Raw genomic sequence first — 20,215 nt, forward strand, 5'->3', positions numbered from 1 at the left:
CGTCAGCGCTTCTCGCAGGCGATGCCGTCGCCGTCACGGTCGGACTTCTTGTTCGCCTTGTAGAGCGCCGTCGACTTCTTGAAGTTCGTGACCGGACGGCCCGAGGTCTTGTCGCGGGCGCCCGGCTTGCCGACGCCGTGCTTGTAGACCTTGTTGAGCGCCGTGCAGTTCTTGTACGTCTTCGGTGCGGCCTCTGCTGCCGGCGCCACGGTGATGGTCAGCGTTGCGGCGGCCATGCAGGCCAGTGCCGCGAGTCCCTTGCGAGCCATGAGTGCTCCCTCCCTTGAATGATCGAGCGCGACCGTAACCCGCGCCCGACGGGTTGCGCAGGAGAATTGGCGAAGGCTCACTCAGAAGTTGAGGTACGCCAAGACGGCTCGCACCCGACGGTGGTCGTCGGTGTCGGTGGGCAGGTCGAGCTTCGCGAAGATGCTGTTGATGTGCTTGGCGACGGCCTTCTCGGTGACCACCAGGGCCGCGGCGATCCCGGCGTTGGCGCGCCCCTCGGCCATCAGGGCGAGCACCTCCCGCTCGCGCTCGGTGAGCCGTTCGAGCGGGGAGTCGCGACGGCGCTCGAGGACGGCGGCAACGACCGACGGGTCGAGCACGGTGCCGCCGTCGGCGACGCGGTGGAGGGCGTCGACGAACTCGGCGACGTCGGAGACACGGTCCTTGAGCAGGTAGCCGACGGCGCCCTCGCCGCTGGCCAGCAGCTCGCGGGCGTAGAGCTGTTCGACGTACTGCGACAACACCAGGACCGGGAAGCCCGGACGCAGCGTGCGTACGCCGATGGCGGCGCGCAGGCCCTCGTCGGTGAACGACGGCGGCATGCGTACGTCGACGACGGCCGCCTCCGCGGTCGGGTCCGTGAGGGCTCGTTCCAGGTCCGCCAGGTTGTCGACGGCGGCGATCACCTCGAAGCCCTTGGCCTCGAGGAGCTGGGTGAGCCCGGCGCGGAGGAGGGCGTGGTCCTCGGCGAGGACTACCCGGAGGGCGTGCACGGGACCTCCCAGCTGACGACGGTCGGGCCACCGGTCGGGCTCGACAGGGACATCGTGCCGTCGAAGGCCGCCAGGCGCGCGGCGATCCCGTTGAGGCCGGAGCCCGTGCGCGGGTCGGCGCCGCCGCGACCGTTGTCGCCGACCTCTCCTCGCAGGACTCCGCCGTCGTGCGCGAGCCTGATCCAGGCGTGGCCGGCGGCGGCGTGCTTGGTGGCGTTGGCGAGGCACTCGGCGACCGTGAAGTAGACCGCGGACTCGACGGGGGCGGGCAGTCGGACGGTCAGGTCGATGGCCAGGTCGACCGGCACGGCCATGTCGATCGCGAGGGCCGCGACGGCACCGGGCAGGCCGCGATCGGCCAGCACCGGCGGGTGGATCCCGCGGACCACGTCACGGAGCTCACCGAGAGCAGTCGACGACGTCCCGCGTGCCTCGTTGATCAGCCGCCGGGCGGCATCGGGATCGGTCTCGAAGAGGTCGTCGGCCAGGCCCAGGCTGAGGGACACCGCCGCGAGCCGGGCCTGCGGACCGTCGTGCAGGTCGCGCTCGATCCGGCGCAGCTCGGCGGCCGAGTGGTCGACCACGACCGCACGCGACTCGGTGAGCACCTGCACCCGACGCTCGAGGTGATCGGTGCGACCGGGCGACAGGAGTGCGCAGTCGACCCAGGTCCGCGCCCGCATGAGCGGCACGGCGGCGTACCACCACAACGGCAGCGTCACCACGGCGATCGCCAGCAGCACGAGCAGCAGCGAGATGACGAACCCGGCGGTCATCGCCCAGAGCATCCAGAGCAGGTCGCGCCAGGTCGCCGGGTCCAGCGCGCTCGCCCGGAGGCGGGCCAGCGGGCCCTTCGGGAGCGGGAGGTACGGCGCCGGGACCGGCTCCCCCACGACACGCGCCGCCATCGAGCGGTGCGCGTCGGCGATCAGGCGGCCCAGCGGCAGCACGGCCATCAGCAGGAGGACGCCGATCCACACGACCGTGAGCACGCTGCAGACCACGACCAGCACGAAGACCACGATGACCGGCACGAAGAGCAGGACCTGGAGGAACGCGAGCCCGGTCACGCCGAGCGGGCCGGCTCCGGATCTCTCGGTGGGCTGCACGCCCCCATCCTCGCCGACGGCGCAGGTCCGGCGCAGGGGTGCAGGCACCACCGCACCTCGGGACGCACCACCCCTGACTCCGGGGGCGGACGACGGTTCGCTGGAACCACCGCGATCCACCCCCTCCCCTTCGCCTCGCTCGATCCCAGGAGTCCCGATGTCCCGCAACCCTCTCGCCCAGATACCCACCCGGGCCGCCCGTTGGAGTGCCACCCATCCGTGGCGCGCCATCGGCGCCTGGTTCCTCCTCGTCGCCGTCGCGGTCGGGCTCGCGATGGCGATCCCGACCAACGAGGTCGAGGATGCCGACTACCGGGTCGGGGAGTCCGGCCGTGCCGAGGCGCTGCTCGACGCCGCGCACCTCGACCACCCGCCGATGGAGAACGTCCTGATCACCGCGGCCGACGGCGACCTGGACGCCGCCGATGCCCGGGCTGCTGCGGACGACGTGACCGGCCGGATGTCCGGACTCGACGGGGTCGCCGGCGTGGGGGACGCGATCCCCAGCGAGGACGGGACGGCCCTGCTCGTCCCGGTCGAGCTGAGGGCGGACGACGTCGACGCCGATCCGCTGCTCGACGCCACGGCCGCCGTGCAGGACGCCCATCCCGGACTGGTGGTCGAGCAGGCCGGTGACGTCACCATCGACGAGGCCATCAACGAGCGGGTCGCCGACGACCTGCACTCAGCGGAGTTCATCAGCCTGCCGATCACCCTGGTGCTGATGCTGCTGGCCTTCGGGGCACTCATCGCCGCCGGGCTCCCGGTGCTGCTGGCCGCGTCCAGCGTGGCCGCGACGATCGGGATCAGCGCACCGGTCTCACTGCTCGTGCCCGCCGAGCCCACCGTGACGAGCATGATCGTGCTGATCGGCATGGCTGTCGGTGTCGACTACTCGCTGTTCTACCTCAAGCGCGAACGCCAGGAACGCGCCGCCGGGCGCTCGACCCTCGACGCGGTGAGCATCGCCGCCGAGACCTCCGGCCACGCCATCCTGGTCTCCGGTGGCGCCGTGATCGCCGCACTGGCGGGCCTCTTCGTGCTCACCGACGTCACCTTCAACTCGCTCGCCACCGGCTCGATCATCGTCGTCGCCGTCGCTGTCCTCGGCTCGATCACGGTCCTCCCCGCACTGCTCGCCAAGCTCGGTCGTTGGGTCGACCGGCCGCGGGTGCCGCTGCTGTGGCGGCTGACGAGGAAGTCCCGTCCGGGTGCGATCAGCGCTCGCCTGCTCGGTCCGGTGGTCCGTCACCCCGTCGCCGCCCTGGTGGTCTCCTCCGTCGGGATCATCGCGCTCGCCGTGCCTGCGCTGTCGATGAAGACCCACCAGGCCAGTGCCGAGACGCTGCCCGGCGACATCGCGACGGTCCAGACCTTCCGGGCGATCACCGACGCCTACCCCAGCGAGGGCACCTCGGCGCAGGTCGTCGTGACCGGCGCCGACCCGGCAGCCGCCACCGCCGCCCTCGAGCGACTGGCCGAGGAGGCCGGACGTACCGACGACTTCGTCACCACAGGTGCGCAGGTCGAGACGTCGCAGGACGGGCGCACCTCCGTCATCGACCTGCCGATGCCGTACGAGGAGTCCGACGACCGGGCCAGCGCCGCGATCGAGCGTCTCCGCACCGACCTGGTGCCGGCGTCCCTCGGCAGCCTGACCGGCGCCGAGCACGCGGTCGGCGGCAGCGCCGCGGAGTCCCTGGACAGCTCGCAGAAGCAGGACGGGCGGATGCCGATCCTGCTCGGCCTGGTGCTCGTGCTGACGATGGTGATGATGCTGCTCGCCTTCCGCAGCGTGCTGCTGGCCGTGATCTCGACCGTGCTGAACGTGGCGTCGGTCGGCGTCGCCTTCGGCGTGCTCGCCATCGTCTTCCAGCACGGTGTCGGTGAGGGTCTGCTCGACTTCACCAGTCCCGGCTTCGTGATCAGCTGGATCCCGGTCTTCGTGCTGGTCGTGCTGGTCGGCCTGTCGATGGACTACCACGTGTTCGTGCTCAGCCGGATCCGCGAGCTGATCGACACCGGCCTGCCCGTCCGTGACGCCATCCACCGCGGTATCGCCGACACGGCCGGCGTGATCACCAGCGCCGCAGCGGTGATGGTCTCGGTGTTCGCGATCTTCGCGACCCTGTCGATGATGGAGATGAAGATGATGGGCGTCGGCCTGTCGGCCGCGATCCTCATTGACGCCACCGTCATCCGACTGGTCGTGCTGCCGGCCGTGCTGGTGCTGCTCGGGGAGCGTGCCTGGCCTCGCGGGCGTCGTACGACGCCGGGGCCGGTGGTGGCTCCCGGTCAGGTGCCGGACGAGGTGCTGGTGCCGGTCGGGCGCTGAGGATGCCCCGCGCCGGATCGGCTTGAATGGCCGGATGCTCCACTCCTTCCACCTCGCCGAGCTGCCCCGGACGGCGACCGCACGTGCGCTCCTGCGCCCGCCGGTCGACGTACCGGGGCTCCGGCACGCCGAGAGCCTGGCGATGATGCGGCTGGGGGCGCCGACGGTGTCGGCCGAGCGCTTCCAGCTGCGCCGGGTGGCGACGATCGCGGCGTGGGAGGACGAGGCGGCGCTCGAGGCCTTCCTCGCGACGGACCCGTTCGGCCAGCGGTTGGCACAGGGGTGGCACGTGCGCCTGCAGTTCCTGCGGAGGTACGGCGAGGTGGCGGCCCTCGCGCCCCTGCCGACCCGGGCCGGCGACTGGGACCCGGAGGAACCGATCGTCGCGCTCACCCTGGCCCGGCTGCGGATGCCGGAGCTCCCGCGCTTCCTGCGCTGGGGCAAGCCGGTCGAGCGGCTGGTCGCAGGTCACCCGGCGGCCGTCTTCTCGACTGCGGCGGTGCGCCCGCCGGGCACCTTCTCGACGTTCTCGATCTGGCGCTCGGTGCGGGAGATGACCGAGATGGTGCACGGCCACAGCACCGCGGTCGCCGAGGCACCTGCCCACGCCGTGGCGATGGGAGAGCAGCGGCGGCGCGAGTTCCACCACGAGTCGGCGTTCATGAGGTTCCGGCCGCTCTCGGAGCACGGCACCTGGCAGGGGCGCCGGCTGCTGCCCTGAGCGAGCCGTCACTCCAGGATGGCGGGACCCGTCTTGCGACGTACCTCGTCCAGCGTCACGTCCGGCGCGAGCTCGACCAGGCGCAGTCCGTCCGGCGTGATGTCGAGGACGCACAGGTCGGTGATGATCCGCTGGACGACGCCGCGGCCGGTGTAGGGCAGCGAGCACTCCTCGACGATCTTGAGGTCGCCGTCGCGGGCCACGTGCTCCATCAGGACGATGACCTTCTTCGCCCCGTGGACCAGGTCCATCGCGCCGCCCATCCCCTTGACCATCTTGCCGGGGATCATCCAGTTGGCGATGTCACCAGCGGCCGAGACCTGCATGGCCCCGAGGATCGCCGCGTCGATCTTGCCCGAGCGGATCATGCCGAAGCTGGTGGCGGAGTCGAAAAAGCTCGCGCCCCGACGCAGCGTGACGGTCTCCTTGCCGGCGTTGATCAGGTCGGCGTCGACGTCCTCCTCGCTCGGGTAGGGGCCGATGCCGAGGATGCCGTTCTCGCTCTGCAGCACCAGCTCGACGTCGTCGGGGACGTAGTTGGGCACCAGCGTCGGCAGCCCGATGCCGAGGTTGACGTAGTTGCCGTCGACGAGCTCGGAGGCGGCGCGGGCCGCCATCTGCTCACGGGTCCAGGCCATCTCAGCGCACCGTCCTCTTCTCGATCCGCTTGTCAGCGGCCTGTTCCGGTGTGAGCGGGACGACCCGGTGGACGTAGACGCCCGGAAGGTGCACGTCGTCCGGGGCGATCTCGCCGGGCTCGACGAGCTCCTCGACCTCCGCGACCGTGATCCGTCCGGCCATCGCGGCCAACGGGTTGAAGTTCCTCGCCGACTGGCGGAAGACCAGGTTGCCGTGGCGGTCGCCCTTCCAGGCGCGGACCAGTCCGAAGTCGGAGGTGATGGCCTCCTCCATGACGAACTCCCGCTCGCCGTCCTGCGTCTCGAACACCATCACCGGCTTCTGTGGCGAGGTCTTCACGATGTTGCCCGCGTCGCCGTACCTCCACGGGAGACCGCCCTCCGCGACCTGGGTCCCGACACCGGTGCGGGTGTAGAACGCCGCGATGCCGGAGCCACCGGCGCGCATGCGCTCGGCGAGCGTGCCCTGCGGGGTGAGCTCCACCTCGAGCTCGCCGGAGAGGTACTGCCGGGCGAACTCCTTGTTCTCCCCGACGTAGGAGGCCACGACGCGCCGCAGGCGCCCGGCGGCCAGCAGCAGGCCGAGCCCCCAGTCATCGACACCCGCGTTGTTGGACACGACCTCGAGGTCGCGCACGCCGGCGTCGAGGAGGGAACCGATGAGCACCGAGGGGATCCCGCACAGCCCGAACCCGCCGACCGTGAGGGTCGCTCCGTCCGGGATGTCAGCGACCGCGTCGGCGGCGGAGTGGAAGACCTTGTCCATGGTGACGAGTCAAGGTCACCCACCGACTCCGGTCAATGAATGACCGCTGATTGACGCTCAGATTCTCGGTTGCCGATCAGTTGATCGCACATGCGTCCACTCAGTGAACGACTACCCTCGACCTCATGGACCAGGGACCGAGCGTGATCAACCGCGCCGGTGTCCTGCTGCGCGCACTCGCCGCCCGCGAACCCGACGGCGCGTCGACGACGGTGCTGGCAGACGCGACCGCGATCCCCCGCCCCACCACCCATCGCCTGCTGGTCGCGCTCGCCGGCGAAGGCCTGGTCGAACGCGACCAGGTGAGCGCGGACTGGCACCTGGGCCCCGAGTGCTTCCTGCTCGGCGCGGCCGCGACGACCCGCCACGACATCACCCCCGCTGCACGGGAGTCGGTGCGCCGGATCGCCCACGAGACCGGGGAGAGCGCGTTCTTCTCGGTCCGCCGCGGCGACGAGACGGTGTGCCTGCTGCGCGAGGACGGCAGCTTCCCTGTCCGCTCCCACGTCCTGCACGAGGGCATCCGCTTCCCGCTCGGCGTCGCGTCCGCCGGACTCACAGTCCTCGCCTTCCTTCCCGAGCGGGAGCGCCAGCTCTATCTCTCGAGCGTCGACCTGACCGAGCGCCACGGCCCGGCCCACTCCCCCGGTTCGCTGCGGGAGCGCGTCGCCGTCGTACGCGCGACGGGGTACGCCGTCAACGCCGGCCTGATCGTCGAGGGCAGCTGGGGTCTCGGCGCGGCCGTGTTCGACAGCCAGGGAAGCCCGCGCTGGGCACTGAGCATCACCGGCATCGAGTCGCGCCTCGCGCCGCCCCGGCAGGCCGAGCTGGGGCGGATGCTGATGGACGAGGCGCATGCGCTCACCGGGCGGATGGGGGCGTACTGACCGAGCTCAGGGCAGGGGCCAGGTGAGCTCGGCGTCGTCGGGCGGCCAGTAGCCGCCGTCCGCGCCGCTCGAGAAGGTGATCCGGTCGGCCGGCTCCGCGTCCGATGCCTGCACGAAGGCCATGCAGCTGTCGATGCTCGCCCCCGGCCCGGCGGAGTCGTCGAAGCCGCCGGTGGCGCAGGGCGAGGTGGCCCCGAGCACCTCGGGTGGCAGCGGGTCCACGAGCTCGTCGCCCGACCAGAGGTTGACGTGCTTGGCGTCGAGCAGGACGGGACGGGCGCCGGAGACCCAGTCGATCTGCAGGCGCAGCAGGTACAGGGTCGGTGCCCGGCCCCCGAACTCCGAGAAGTCGGTCACGCCGAGCTGCTGGAGGTCCTGCGCCGTACCTGCGTCGACCCGTTCGATCGTCAGCTCGGCGACGCCGTCACCCTCGGACGTGGGAACGACGGCCGGCTGTCCGAGCTCGAGCTCGGAGCCCGGGGTCGTCAGTCCGTCCGGTGTCGTCGTGGGGCCCGGTTCGTCGGGCCCGTCGGCGTCGTCGCAGGCACTCGCCCCGACCAGGGCGAGCACGACCAGGCCGGTCAGCGCGGCCAACCGCCCGGCTGGTCGGGAGAGAGCGACCGACCCGATCGACCGAGGTGAGGACGAGACCATCCGCTCAACCCTTCCAGCTGGAGTCATCGACAGTGTTGAACTGCTGATGGAGGTGGGTGAGCCCGCGGTTGATCTTGGCCAGCTCCTCCTTGGCCCCGAGATCGGTCTGCTCGAAGTCGGTGGCCAGGTCCAGGCACTGGACCGCGACCCGGTGGGACGTGCGCGCCTCGTCGACGAGCAGGTCGACCAGCTGGTTCACCAGGTCGGCGTACTGGTCGAACGCGCCGGTGGTGCCGTAGCCGATCGTGTCACCGTGCAGGGCGGGGCGGCTCCAGTGGGCCGAGGCGAGAGCGGAGGCGTCGCCGCTGAGTCGCGAGGCGAGTCCGCGCTGGTGCCTGCTGATCGTCTCGATGCGTCCGGCGATGTCACGCATCAGGCGGGGCTTGACCACCAGGTCCACGTCGGCGTCGAGGAAGCTCTGCAGCGGATCGTTGGGCTGCCGCTCACCGCTGCGGAGGCGGCGGGCGATCGAGTAGTTGTCAGGCTTCTCGTACATGTCCTCCACCGCCGAGCGGCACATCCGGCCGATGGCGTACTCGGCCCGGAAGACGTCGTCCTCGATCTCGCGGACGTTGGACATGAAGGAGCCGAGGAGGGCGGTGTAGTCACCACCTTCGAGGACCACCCGCACGTCCTTGCTCGCCGCGTAGGAGTCGTTGGGCCAGAAGGCGACGGCGACGGTGGCGATGCCGGCGACCACCGCAGCTGCCGCCGCGGCGGGCGGGAACACCGCCGTACCGGCGACCACGGTCGCGGCACCGGACAGGGCGCTGAGAGCCACGGGCGTGAAGCTCGGGCCGGAGCCGTCCGTGGCGTTGGCGAAGCTGTTGAAGTCGGCGGTCGCGGCCTTCAGGAACTCGGTGAGCGTGGTGTAGCACTCGGTCCATGCCATCACCTCGGCCGCGAGGGCGAGGGCTGCCACAGCAGCCAGGTTCTGCTGACCGGAGATCGTGCGCCCCACGTCGTTGGTGTAGCTCAGCTGCAGGCTGCGGACCGCGCCCCCGGACATGAGCGTCAGGTCCGACTTGCTGTCGTCCACGGCGGACTGGATGTCGGTCACTGCCGACAGGGTCCGGGCCGTGCCGTCCGGGCTGGACTGGGTCGTGGTGGTCGACTCGCCGATGTGGAGCTGTTGGGCGATCAGGACGACACTCGCGACCTGGTCGGAGAAGTCGTCGGGATCGACGGCATCCATCCACGGGTCGATCCAGGAGTGGATCTCGGTCCGGATCTCGTCCCAGATGGGCACCAGGTCGGGGAGCGAGACGTGCTCTCCCTCGATGTTCTTGTCCCCCGCCGACGTCGTGACGTCGCTCGCGATGTTGTGGTCGATCTTCCACACGCCGCTGGGGTAGTAGCAGTAGACGCCCTTGTCGGCGAAGGCGCGGGGGAGCTTGTAGCGGAACTCGCCCGCCTCGCAGGAGCCCCCCTCCTCGCTGGGATCGAAGTAGAAGTTGTCGACGTCGGCGGACAGCTTCTTCCTCATGTAGGCGTTGATCACCGCCTCGACGAGAGGCTCCTTGAGCTCCTCGAGGGCCGCGCGGACGCTGTCGGCGGTCATGGGGGGTTCCCTTCTGCAGTACGGGCGAAGATCGAGTGCCCCGGCGGAGCCCGCTTGAAACCGTGCCGACCCGGGGAGACGCGCCCTGGTTGTGAACACCCTCCAAGAAGCTCGCTCCAGCCTTGGGACTTTCAACCGGGCACGGATGCCGCCCTGTGGGGAAGCCTGCAAGGGTGAGCATTCAGGCTTCTTCCTCGCGCACGTTCCGACGGATCGCGATCGTCAACCGCGGCGAGGCCGCGATGCGGCTCATCCACGCCGTACGCGACCTGAACGCCGAGGGCGCCGACTTCACCACCATCGCGCTGCACACCGATGTCGAGAGCACGGCGATGTTCGTGCGCGAGGCCGACGAGGCGCACCTCCTCGGGCGCGCCGCGAACCGGCCCTACATCGACCTCGAGGCGCTCGAGCAGGCGCTCACCGAGACCCGCGCCGAGGCGGTCTGGGTCGGCTGGGGCTTCGTCGCCGAGGACCCGGCCTTCGCCGACGTGTGCGCCCGGCTGGGCATCACCTTCATCGGGCCGAGCGCCGAGGCGATGCGCAAGCTCGGCGACAAGATCGGCTCCAAGCTCATCGCCGAGGAGGTCGGCGTGCCCGTCGCTCCGTGGAGTCGCGGCGGCGTCAACACCCTCGAGGACGCCCTCGCCGCGGCAGAGCGGATCGGCTACCCGCTGATGCTCAAGGCGACCGCCGGAGGCGGCGGACGCGGCATCCGGCGCGTCGACACCGCCGACGACCTGGCCGACGCCTACCAGCGCACCCGGGACGAGGCCGAGCGTGCCTTCGGCAGTGGCATCGTCTTCCTCGAGCGACTGGTCACCGGCGCCCGCCACGTCGAGGTGCAGGTCATCGCCGACGGTCAGGGCACCGCCTGGGCCGTGGGGGTCCGGGACTGCTCGATCCAGCGCCGCAACCAGAAGGTGATCGAGGAGTCGGCCTCGCCGCTGCTCGACGCCGACCAGATCGAGGACCTGAAGGGTTCGGCCGAGCGGCTCGCGCTCGCCGTCGACTACGCCGGCGCCGGAACCGTCGAGTTCCTCTACCACCCCGGCGACCGCGCCTTCGCTTTCCTCGAGGTCAACACCCGCCTCCAGGTCGAGCACCCGATCACCGAGGTCACGACCGGCCTGGACCTGGTCCGGTTGCAGATCCACGTCGCCCTGGGCGGCCGTCTCGAGGGCGACCGGCCCGGCGAGATCGGCCACGCCGTCGAGGCTCGCCTCAACGCCGAGGACCCCGACCGCGACTTCGCCCCCTCCCCCGGTCGCATCGAGCGGTTGCGACTCCCTGCGGGCCCGGGCATCCGCGTCGACACGGGCGTCGGCGAGGGCGACACGATCCCCGCCGACTTCGACTCGATGATCGCGAAGGTCATCGCCCACGGCCGCACCCGCGAGGAGGCCCTGGGCCGACTCCGCCGGGCGATGGGCGAGACCACGGTCATCATCGAGGGCGGCGTGTCCAACAAGGGCTTCATCCTCGACCTGCTCGACCAGCCCGAGGTCGTCAACGGCACCCCCGAGTGGGCCGACACCGGCTGGATCGACCGGGTCCGCGCCGAGGGTCGTCTCGTCGCGCACGAGCACTCCGGCGTCGCACTCGTCGTCGCCGCGATCGAGGCGTACGAGGAGCAGCAGCAGGTCGAGGTCGAGCGGCTGCTCGAGACCGCCCACGGTGGGCGTCCGCAGGTCCAGCACGAGGTCGGCGGGAGCATCGACCTCAAGCTCCGCGGGGCGTCGTACAAGTTGGGGGTGCTGCAGGTCGGCCCGCGGCGCTACCGCGCCACGCTGACCATCGGCGGCACCACGCAGACCGTCGACGCCGAGCTCGTGCGCATCGACGCCGAGCGGAGCAACCTGTTCATCGGCGGACGTCGCTTCCGTCTGGTCACCGCCTCACACGGCACGGTGCTGCTCGTCGAGGTCGATGGCATCACCCACCGCGTGTCCCGCGACGAGGGCGGGGTCCTTCGCTCGCCCGCACCGGCACTGGTCGTCGCCACCCCGGCCCAGGTCGGTGACGAGGTCGAGGCCGGCGCCCCGGTGCTCGTGCTGGAGTCGATGAAGATGGAGACCGTGCTCGCCGCGCCCTTCGCAGCGCGGGTGCGTGAGCTGATGGTGATCACCGGGAGCCAGGTCGAGACCGGCGCACCGCTGGTCCGGCTCGACCCGCTCGAGGCCGCCGGCGACGCCGTCGAGGCCGTGCAGGCCGACGAGGCCGGTCCGGGACTCGAGCTGCCGCAGGTGCCCCTCGCCGGCGACCCGGCCGACCGCGCCGCCCGCGGCATCGCCGACCTGTCCGCCGTCCTGCTCGGGTACGACGTCGACAGCCGCGACAGCGGATCGGCCCTGCCGTCGTACCTCGCCGCCAGGGACGAACTCGCTGCCGGTGGACCCGGCGCGCGCGCCGCTGTCGTCGACGCCGAGGTCGAGCTGCTGGCCGTCTTCGCCGACATGGCCGAGCTCAGCCGCAACCGCCCCGCGGGCGAGGAGCTGCACAACGAGCTGCGGGTCCACAGCTCCCGCGAGCACTTCCACACCTACCTGCGCAGCCTCGACGTCGACCGGGACGGCCTGCCCGCCCAGTTCAGCGAGCGGATGACCCGGGTGCTGGCGCACTACGGCGTCGCCGACCTCGACCGCACCTCTGCCCTCGAGCAGGCCGTGCACCGCGTCTTCCTCGCGCAGCAGCGCACCACCCCCGAGACCGAGCTGGTCACCGCGATCCTCGGGCGCTGGGCGGCCGACGAGGCGCCCGCCGAGGAGCTCGCGACCCGCGCCCGCAGCCTGCTGGAGCGGCTGGTCCGCACCACCCAGCTGCGTTTCCCGGTCATCGGCGACCTCGCCCGCAGCATCCGCTTCCGCTGGTTCGACCAGCCAGAGGTCGACAGCGAGCGCACCGCGGTCCTGGCCGGCGTCGCCGACCAGGTCGCCGCGCTCGCGGCCGACCCGGAGGCCGCGGACTACGCCGAGCAGGTCGAGGCCCTGGCCGCGATCCCGGAGACCGTCGTCCGGTTCCTCTCCGACCGCCTCGAGCAGGGCCTCAGCGGCGAGCACGAGCCGATGCTGGAGGTGCTGATCCGCCGGCACTACCACGACTTCGGGCTGCGCGACGTCCGCACCTTCACCGCCGGCGGGACCCTCGCGCCGCGCCCGGCCGTCAGCGCCACCTACACGCTGGACGAGAAGGACTCCGCGATCCTCAGCACCATCGGAACCGTCGCGGAGCTCGCCGACGGCACGCTGGACCCGCTCCTCGTCGAGCACCTCGCATCGCGGGCAGCGGGGCAGGACGGCGTGGCCGACCTCTACCTGGCCTGGCCCGAGCAGCCGGCCGACGACGACGAGGCCTCGGCCGAGCTGGCCCGCATCCTGGGCAGCCTGGCGTGGACCCGCGACGTGCGCCGGGTCGCCATCGCCAGCTGCCCCGGCAGGGGTCGCACGGTCGACTACTTCGAGTTCCGTCCTGCCGCCGACAGCGCCTCCGGTGTCGTCGAGGACCAGCTCGTCCGCGGCGTGCACCCGCAGGTCGGGCGCCGCCTCAACCTGTGGCGCCTCCAGGACTTCGACGTCACCCGGATCCCCTCGACCGAGGACGTCCTGCTCTTCGACTGCGTCGCCAAGGAGAACCGCACCGACCGTCGTCTGGTCGCCGTCGCGCAGGTGCGCCAGCTCGTCGTCGTACGCGACGAGGAGGGTGCGGTCGTCGGAGTCCCGCACGCCGAGCGCGCGATCGAGAACTGCCTCGAGTCCATCCGCCGCGCCCGGACCGCGATGGGCACCGCCGGCAGCAAGCTCGACATGAACCACGTGTGGGTCCAGGTCTGGCCGCTCGTCGAGGCCGATCCGGCGCAGCTGACCGCGCTCCAGGGCAAGATCACTCCGCTCTCCGACGGCGCCGGCATCGAGGAGGTCGTCGCTGGCGGCCGCCTGGCGACGCCCGACGGGCCGGTCCCGGTCAACTTCAGGTTCCACTCCCAGCCCGGCAAGGGGGTCACGGCCGCCGTCGAGGCGCCGCCGACCGAGCCCCTCAAGCCGCTCGACGAGTACGCCGGCAAGGTGGTCCGCTCGCGGCGACGCGGCATGGTCTATCCGTACGAGCTCGCCGACATCCTCGCCGGTCCCGGCGGCACGATGGTCGAGCACGATCTCGACGACACCGGCCGCCTCGTGCCGGTCGAGCGCCCGTACGGCCTCAACAAGGCCGGCGTGATCTGCGCGGTCGTCACCACCTTGACCGCGCTCCACCCCGAGGGTGTCACCCGCGTGCTCGTCTGCGGCGACCCGACCAAGGCCCTTGGCGCGGTCTCCGAGCAGGAGTGCCTGCGGATCATGGCCGCCATCGACCTGGCCGAGGAGATGAAGGTCCCCGTCGAGTGGTTCGCCATCTCGGCCGGCGCCCGGATCTCGATGGACTCGGGCACCGAGAACATGGACTGGGTCGCGGCCGCGCTCAAGCGGATCGTCGAGTTCACCCAGGCCGGCGGCGAGATCAACGTCGTCGTCGCGGGCATCAACGTCGGCGCGCAGCCCTACTGGAACGCCGAAGCCACGATGCTGATGCACACCAAGGGCATCCTGGTGATGACGCCGGACAGCGCGATGGTCCTCACCGGCAAGCAGTCGCTCGACTTCTCCGGCGGGGTGTCGGCCGAGGACAACTTCGGCATCGGCGGCTACGACCGGGTGATGGGGCCGAACGGCCAGGCACAGTACTGGGCGCCCGACCTCGCCGGCGCCTTCCAGGTCCTGCTCGCGCACTACGACCACACCTACGTCGTGCCGGGCGAGGCCGGGCCGCGCCGGGCACCGACCACGGACCCGACCGACCGCGACATCTCGGTCTTCCCGCACCAGCACGCCGACAGCGACTTCACCACGGTCGGCCAGATCTTCGACCCGGCCTTCAACAAGGACCGCAAGAAGGCCTTCGACATCCGCACGGTGATGCGCGCCATCGCCGACCAGGACCACACCACGCTGGAGCGCTGGGCCGGCATGGCTGACGCGGACACCGCCGTCGTCTTCGACGCCCACGTCGGTGGCTACCCCGTCTGCCTGCTCGGCATCGAGTCGCGCCCGATCCGTCGACGCGGCTTCCCCCCGACCGACGGCCCCGACACCTACACCGGCGGGACGCTGTTCCCGCGCTCCTCGAAGAAGGCAGCGCGGGCGATCAACGTGGCGTCGGGCAACCGGCCGCTCGTCGTCCTCGCGAACCTGTCGGGCTTCGACGGCTCACCGGACTCGATGCGCAACCTGCAGCTGGAGTACGGCGCCGAGATCGGCCGCGCCATCGTCAACTTCGACGGCCCGATCGTGTTCTGCGTGATCTCCCGCTACCACGGTGGCGCGTTCGTGGTGTTCTCCAAGCGCCTCAACCCGTCCATGACCGTGCTCGCCGTCGAGGGCTCCTTCGCCTCGGTCATCGGTGGAGCGCCGGCCGCGGCCGTGGTCTTCTCCGGCGAGGTCGACAAGCGCACCGCGTCCGACGACCGGGTCCAGTCCGTCGAGGCCCGCCTCACTGCGGCGACCGGCGCGGAGCGGGGAGCGCTGGCAGCCGACCTGACCGACCTGCGGGCCGCCGTACGCTCCGAGAAGATCAGCGAGGTCGCCGGTGAGTTCGACGGGGTCCACAACATCCACCGGGCCGTCGAGGTCGGTTCGGTCGATGCCGTCGTCAGCAGCGCCACGCTGCGCCCGCGGATCGTGGCGACGATCGAGGAGTTCTTCGCCAGGGACTGAGTCGGGGCGGGTGGAGCTCAGTCCACGTGGACGACGCCCTTGCCTGCCATCGCCTCGGCCACCGGCGACGACGGGGTCCTGTCCAGCAGTGTCGCGCCGACGAAGTCGACCGCCGCACCCCCGAACTCGCGGTGCTCGGCGAGCATGGCGTGCTTGCCGTTGCGGATCGCGATGAAGCCGACCCGGTTCGACCGGGCCAGCCGCTCGGCCAGCTGCTGCGCGCGCTGCGCCGGCGCGATCCGGTCCCGCAGGCCGTGGACGAAGAGGATCTGCCGATCCCGGAGACCGAGCCGGTCGGCATCGGTGGGATAGACGAAAGCAGCGAGCGCGACGACGCTGCGCACCGCCGGCAGTCCGGCCGCCAGGATCGATGCGCGGCCGCCGAGGGAGTGCCCGACCAGACAGATCGGGACGTCCGGCCCGTACCGCTCGAGCACCTGGCCGACCGCCCACTCGATGTCGTGCACCGGCGTGTGGCTGGTGTCCCAGCCACGGTAGGAGTTCAGCAGGCGGTGCACTGCAAGGCGTCCCTGCCCGGCACGGGCGACCCGGCGGGCGATCGGGATCATCCGCAGCACGGAGAGCTGGGTGGGACTGACCATCATCCGACCGCGACGCGAGGCACCCCCGTGGACGAGCAGCACGATCCCCTCGGGCGACTCCGGTGCCCGCACCGCCACCAGTCTCGGCGTGCTCACTGGCCGCCCTCGCGCTCGTGCTCGCCGGTCGCCTCGCCGGTCGCCTCGCCGGTTGCAGCGGGAAGCCGGTCGCGCAGCCACGTGGTCGACCCGGGACTGAGCCCCTTGAGCTTGGGACGGTCGTGCAGCGTGGCCACCATCAGCGCGGTGTCCTCGGGCAGCGACCACTTGAGTTCGTGGTAGACCCGCGACAGCGAGGCGTCGCTCTCGAGCGCTGCCAGGCCGGGGGCCAGCGACCGGACCTCCACCCACGGACCGGCGACACCCTGGGCGATCGGTGAGGAGCTCCACGCGAGGTAGACGGACACGGTCTTCCTGCCGCCTACTGATCGGCCGGCGACAGCGGACGGACGGCCGGACCTTCGATCACGTCGCCCGCCTCGGTGAACCGCGAGCCGTGCAGCGGGCAGTCCCACGAGCGCTCGGCATCGTTCCACCGCAGCGTCCCACCGAGGTGCGTGCAGATGGCCCGGACGGCGCACCCGTCGGCGACCCCGACCGGGCGGGGATCGATCCCGACCCTGCCGACGTCACCTCCGTCGGGCGCGTCCTCGACCGACACGGGATGGGAGACGGCGCGCGCGAGGGCGGCGGAGGCGACGACACCCGTCTCCATGTTGCGGCGGACCAGCGTGGCTGCCGTCGAGGGACGGGTGAGGCGTCGTTCCAGCGGTCGCGCCCAGGCCGGGCGCGAGCCGAGGACACGGCCCGCGATCCGCAGGGCGGCGCTGACGCCGTTGGAGAGTCCCCACTTGTCGTAGCCCGTCGCCACGTGGATCCGACCGAAGCCGCGCGGGAACCCGCCGACATAGGGGATGCCGTCGTGCGAGGTGTAGTCCTGGGCCGACCAGGCATGGGTCTCGACAGCGTCCGGGAAGGCGGTCGCGGCCCATGCCCGGAGCGCGTCGAGTCCTTCGCGCTCGGAGCCGCCGCGACCGACGACGTGACCGGCGCCGCCGACCAGGAGCGTCCCTCCGGGCGCGTCGCGCAGCGAGCGCGCCGTACTGCCCGCGCTGAGCATCATCCCGGGCATCTCGCCGGGCCACCGGTGGGCGAGGAGGTAGGAGCGACGCGGCTCCAGCTTCGCGAAGTAGAGGCCCCGGTCCAGCACCGGCGTCCCGGTCGCGAGTACGACGTGGGGCGCCTCGAACACGCGACCGTCGGCCGTGCGGACGACGGGATCCGCGCCCCACGAGACGTCGACCACCCGACTGTCCTCGGCGATCAGGCCTCCGTGCCGCTCGAGCTCCGCGGCGAGCGCCGCCACCACCGCGAGCGGGTCCAACTGCACCTGGTCCGCCAGGGCGACGGCACCGTGCACCTCGAACGGGACGTCCAGCTCGTCGCGCCAGGTCACCGGCACACCGAGCTCGAGCGCGGCGCGCAGCTCGGCCCTCGCCGGGTGCACCTCCTCCTCGGTCGCGGCGAAGGTGTACGCGTCGCGACGCTCGTGCGCGACGCCGTGGTCCTCGCAGAAGCGCGCGAGCCAGTCGACCCCCTCGCGGTTGGCCTCGACGTAGGCAGCGGCCACTGCCCGGGGGTGGTGGTCGAGCAGGCGCGACAGCTTCGTCCCCTGCAGCAACGACACCTTGCCGGTGTTGCGGCCCGAGGCGAGGGCGCCGATCCGGTCGGCCTCGAGGAGCACGACCTGCTTCCCCGCCCGGGCGAGCAGCAGCCCGGTGCACAGTCCGGTGATCCCGCCACCGATCACCACGACGTCGCTGGCGCGGCCCTCGATCGGCGGACGCGGAGGCGCGGGAGCTCTTTCCCAGCTCGTCGGGCTCATCAGGCCGTGAACCGTTCCCAGGCCCGGTGGCCGCGCATCAGCTGCTCGACCTCCTCGAGGACCGCCGCAGGCGTGGCGCCGCTGACGATGGCCGCCGCATCGGCCGGGACCCCCGCGGCCTCGAGTGCCTCGATGCCACCTCCCCACACCCCGATCGCCTTGGCGTGGCGGTAGCACTCCTCCAGCATCAGCCGGACGCGAGGATCGAGCGGCTGGGCAGGATCGTCGGCCTTGGCGTCGCGGGCCGGGAGGGCATCAGGTGCCGGAGCGGGACGTCCCGCCACCAGCAGTGCGTCGTACTCCACGGAGCGGCTGCCGCTGAAGGTGCGCTGCACCACCGTGCCGTCGGACAGCTTGCCGGCGTGGGGCGCGATGACCAGAGCGACCATGTGGTGGTCAGCGATGGTCTCCACGAGCTCGGCGACCCCGTCGAGATCACCGTCGTCGGCGACGACGATGCCGATCGTGCGACCATCGGTCGGCCACTCACCGCCCACCTGGGAGAGCGCCGGGCTGGCCTCGACCTCGACCAGCGGGCCGTCGGGGTCGGGCGCCGGCAGGCCGAGTCCCGACGCGACCTCGGCGCACAGCTCCGGGTCGATCTGTGCGAGGGCGAGGAGCTGGCGCTCCCGGATGGTCTCCTCGTAGCAGCGGGACAGCTCGAAGGTGTACGCCGCGATGATGTGCTGCTTCTCGACCGGCGTCATGCTCAGCCAGAACAGTCGGGCCTGGCTGAAGTGGTCGGCGAAGGACACCGGGACATCGCGCTGCTTGACCGACTCGGCGACCCGCACCGCCACGTCGAGGAACGCCCCGTCCCTGGCCCCGGAGGCGTGGAAGGGGCACCCTCCGTCCAGCGAGTTGGGGCGGTACGGCGCCACGCCGGCGTGCACCGCGTGCTGGTGGAAGCCGTCGCGGAGCATGTCGTTGACCGGTGCGTGCGGGCGGTTGACCGGGATCTGGTTGAAGTTCGGTCCACCGAGCCGGGTGAGCTGAGTGTCGACGTACGAGAAGAGACGGGTCTGGAGCAGCGGGTCGTTGGTCACGTCGATGCCCGGCACCAGGTTGCCGACGTGGAACGCGACCTGCTCGGTCTCGGCGAAGTAGTTGGTGGGATTCCCGGTCAGCGTCAGCAGGCCGACGGGCTGGACCGGGGCGAGCTCCTCGGGCACGAGCTTGGTCGGGTCGAGGAGATCGATGCCCTGGAACGTCTCGTCATCGGTGTCCTCGAAGACCTGGAGACCGAGCTCCCACTGCGGGAGGGCGCCCGACTCGATCGCGTCGGCCAGGTCGCGTCGGTGGAAGTCCGGGTCGATGCCGCCGAGCATCTGCGCCTCCTCCCAGGTGAGGGAGTGGACACCGAGCACGGGCTTCCAGTGGAACTTCACCAGAGCGGTCTCCCCCTGCTGGTTCACCAGCCGGAAGGTGTGGACCCCGAAGCCCTCCATCGTCCGGTAGGAGCGCGGGATGCCGCGGTCGGACATGTTCCACATCGTGTGGTGCTGCGCCTCGGTGTGGAGGGACACGAAGTCCCAGAAGGTGTCGTGGGCACTCTGCGCCTGCGGGATCTCGCGGTCCGGATGCGGCTTGGCGGCGTGGACCACATCGGGGAACTTGATGCCGTCCTGGATGAAGAAGACCGGGATGTTGTTGCCGACCAGGTCGAAGGTGCCCTCGTCGGTGTAGAACTTCGTGGCGAAACCCCGGGTGTCGCGCACGGTGTCGGCTGAGCCGCGTGACCCGAGCACGGTCGAGAACCGGACGAAGACGGGCGTCTCCTTGCCGCGGGCGAGGAAGCCGGCCCGGCAGACCGGCTTGGCGTTGCCGTAGCCCACGAAGACCCCGTGGGCGCCCGCACCGCGTGCGTGGACCACCCGCTCCGGGATGCGCTCGTGGTCGAAGTGCGTGATCTTCTCCCGGAGGTGGTGGTCCTGGAGCAGCGTCGGGCCGCGGTCCCCGGCCTTGAGGGAGTGATCGGTGTCGCGCAACCGGGCGCCGGTGGACGTGGTGAGGAATCGGCCCTGCTGGGCCATGTCCTCTGGAGTCGTCGCCGTCTCCGTCCCGGTCGGGGTACGTCGGTCGGGTCCGGCCTGGTCCGGCTTCGGCGGCAGCGGATCGACCGGCCTGGTCGGCTCCGCGGCCTTGGGCGCCTTCGGAGCCGGAGCCCCCGGAGCACGGGACGCCGCCCGGTCCGCCGCCATCTTCTGCGCTGCCTCGGCCGCCTGCGTCACCGCGCTGCGCACCGCCTTCTTGACCACTCGAACTGTCCTGCCGTCGTCCGCCATGGGGACCTCCTTCGCCTCAGGACCGGC

The 20,215-nt window shown here is 71.4% G+C and carries 15 protein-coding genes; 4 read left to right on the plus strand and 11 right to left on the minus strand.

What is annotated here, in order from left to right:
* Positions 1–2: 2 nt before the first annotated feature.
* From ASE01_RS16155 to ASE01_RS16165, 3 genes are all read right to left on the minus strand, one after another.
* Entirely contained in the window at positions 3–269 is a 267-nt protein-coding gene (locus tag ASE01_RS16155; RefSeq protein ID WP_056754190.1) for an excalibur calcium-binding domain-containing protein, read from the minus strand.
* 81 nt (positions 270–350) lie between these two features.
* On the minus strand, positions 351–1,001 hold the full coding sequence (locus ASE01_RS16160) for a response regulator (RefSeq protein WP_200958865.1): 651 nt from the start codon (positions 999–1,001) through the stop codon (positions 351–353).
* Positions 983–2,110, minus strand: a complete 1,128-nt coding sequence (locus tag ASE01_RS16165; protein WP_056754193.1) for a sensor histidine kinase — start codon at positions 2,108–2,110, stop codon at positions 983–985. The genes ASE01_RS16160 and ASE01_RS16165 overlap by 19 nt, the downstream gene beginning before the upstream one ends.
* A 157-nt stretch (positions 2,111–2,267) precedes the next feature.
* On the opposite strand from ASE01_RS16165, the gene ASE01_RS16170 reads away from it, so the two are divergent.
* Both ASE01_RS16170 and ASE01_RS16175 read left to right on the plus strand, forming a co-directional pair.
* Complete coding sequence (locus tag ASE01_RS16170; protein WP_056754194.1) at positions 2,268–4,445, plus strand: MMPL family transporter; 2,178 nt, start codon at positions 2,268–2,270, stop codon at positions 4,443–4,445.
* 34 nt (positions 4,446–4,479) lie between these two features.
* Positions 4,480–5,166 (plus strand): hypothetical protein, encoded by a 687-nt coding sequence (locus ASE01_RS16175; protein WP_056754198.1) that lies wholly within the window; start codon positions 4,480–4,482, stop codon positions 5,164–5,166.
* Between the two features lie 8 nt (positions 5,167–5,174).
* Here ASE01_RS16175 and ASE01_RS16180 read toward each other — a convergent pair whose 3' ends face one another.
* Entirely contained in the window at positions 5,175–5,804 is a 630-nt protein-coding gene (locus ASE01_RS16180) for a CoA transferase subunit B (RefSeq protein ID WP_056754201.1), read from the minus strand.
* Position 5,805: 1 nt separating this feature from the next.
* Positions 5,806–6,570, minus strand: a complete 765-nt coding sequence (locus ASE01_RS16185) for a CoA transferase subunit A (RefSeq protein WP_056754202.1) — start codon at positions 6,568–6,570, stop codon at positions 5,806–5,808.
* Positions 6,571–6,695: 125 nt separating this feature from the next.
* On the opposite strand from ASE01_RS16185, the gene ASE01_RS16190 reads away from it, so the two are divergent.
* Entirely contained in the window at positions 6,696–7,457 is a 762-nt protein-coding gene (locus ASE01_RS16190) for an IclR family transcriptional regulator (RefSeq protein ID WP_056754207.1), read from the plus strand.
* 6 nt (positions 7,458–7,463) lie between these two features.
* Here the strand turns inward: ASE01_RS16190 and ASE01_RS16195 are convergent, their stop codons facing one another.
* Together ASE01_RS16195 and ASE01_RS16200 are read right to left on the minus strand one after the other, a co-directional pair.
* The gene (locus tag ASE01_RS16195) at positions 7,464–8,051 is read right to left on the minus strand and encodes a hypothetical protein (protein WP_056754210.1); all 588 of its coding nucleotides are present in this window, start codon (positions 8,049–8,051) and stop codon (positions 7,464–7,466) included.
* A 64-nt stretch (positions 8,052–8,115) separates the two neighbouring features.
* Positions 8,116–9,672, minus strand: a complete 1,557-nt coding sequence (locus ASE01_RS16200; RefSeq protein WP_056754213.1) for a hypothetical protein — start codon at positions 9,670–9,672, stop codon at positions 8,116–8,118.
* A gap of 173 nt (positions 9,673–9,845) precedes the next feature.
* Between ASE01_RS16200 and ASE01_RS16205 the strand changes: the two genes are divergently transcribed.
* Positions 9,846–15,419 (plus strand): carboxyl transferase domain-containing protein, encoded by a 5,574-nt coding sequence (locus ASE01_RS16205; RefSeq protein WP_235536049.1) that lies wholly within the window; start codon positions 9,846–9,848, stop codon positions 15,417–15,419.
* Between the two features lie 17 nt (positions 15,420–15,436).
* Here ASE01_RS16205 and ASE01_RS16210 read toward each other — a convergent pair whose 3' ends face one another.
* From ASE01_RS16210 to ASE01_RS16225, 4 genes are read right to left on the minus strand one after another with little or no spacing between them, the layout of a single operon-like run.
* The gene (locus tag ASE01_RS16210) at positions 15,437–16,117 is read right to left on the minus strand and encodes an alpha/beta hydrolase (RefSeq protein ID WP_056754215.1); all 681 of its coding nucleotides are present in this window, start codon (positions 16,115–16,117) and stop codon (positions 15,437–15,439) included.
* Positions 16,114–16,425: a hypothetical protein gene (locus ASE01_RS16215; protein ID WP_056754218.1), complete on the minus strand. Its 312-nt coding sequence runs from the start codon at positions 16,423–16,425 to the stop codon at positions 16,114–16,116. Before ASE01_RS16215 ends, ASE01_RS16210 begins: the two co-directional genes overlap by 4 nt.
* A gap of 14 nt (positions 16,426–16,439) precedes the next feature.
* Entirely contained in the window at positions 16,440–17,903 is a 1,464-nt protein-coding gene (locus tag ASE01_RS16220; protein WP_056754221.1) for an FAD-dependent oxidoreductase, read from the minus strand.
* Entirely contained in the window at positions 17,903–20,188 is a 2,286-nt protein-coding gene (locus tag ASE01_RS16225) for a catalase (RefSeq protein ID WP_321164134.1), read from the minus strand. Before ASE01_RS16225 ends, ASE01_RS16220 begins: the two co-directional genes overlap by 1 nt.
* Positions 20,189–20,215: the final 27 nt, after the last annotated feature.

The sequence above is a fragment of the Nocardioides sp. Root190 genome, from assembly GCF_001428565.1.
In the GTDB taxonomy this organism is placed as follows: domain Bacteria; phylum Actinomycetota; class Actinomycetes; order Propionibacteriales; family Nocardioidaceae; genus Nocardioides.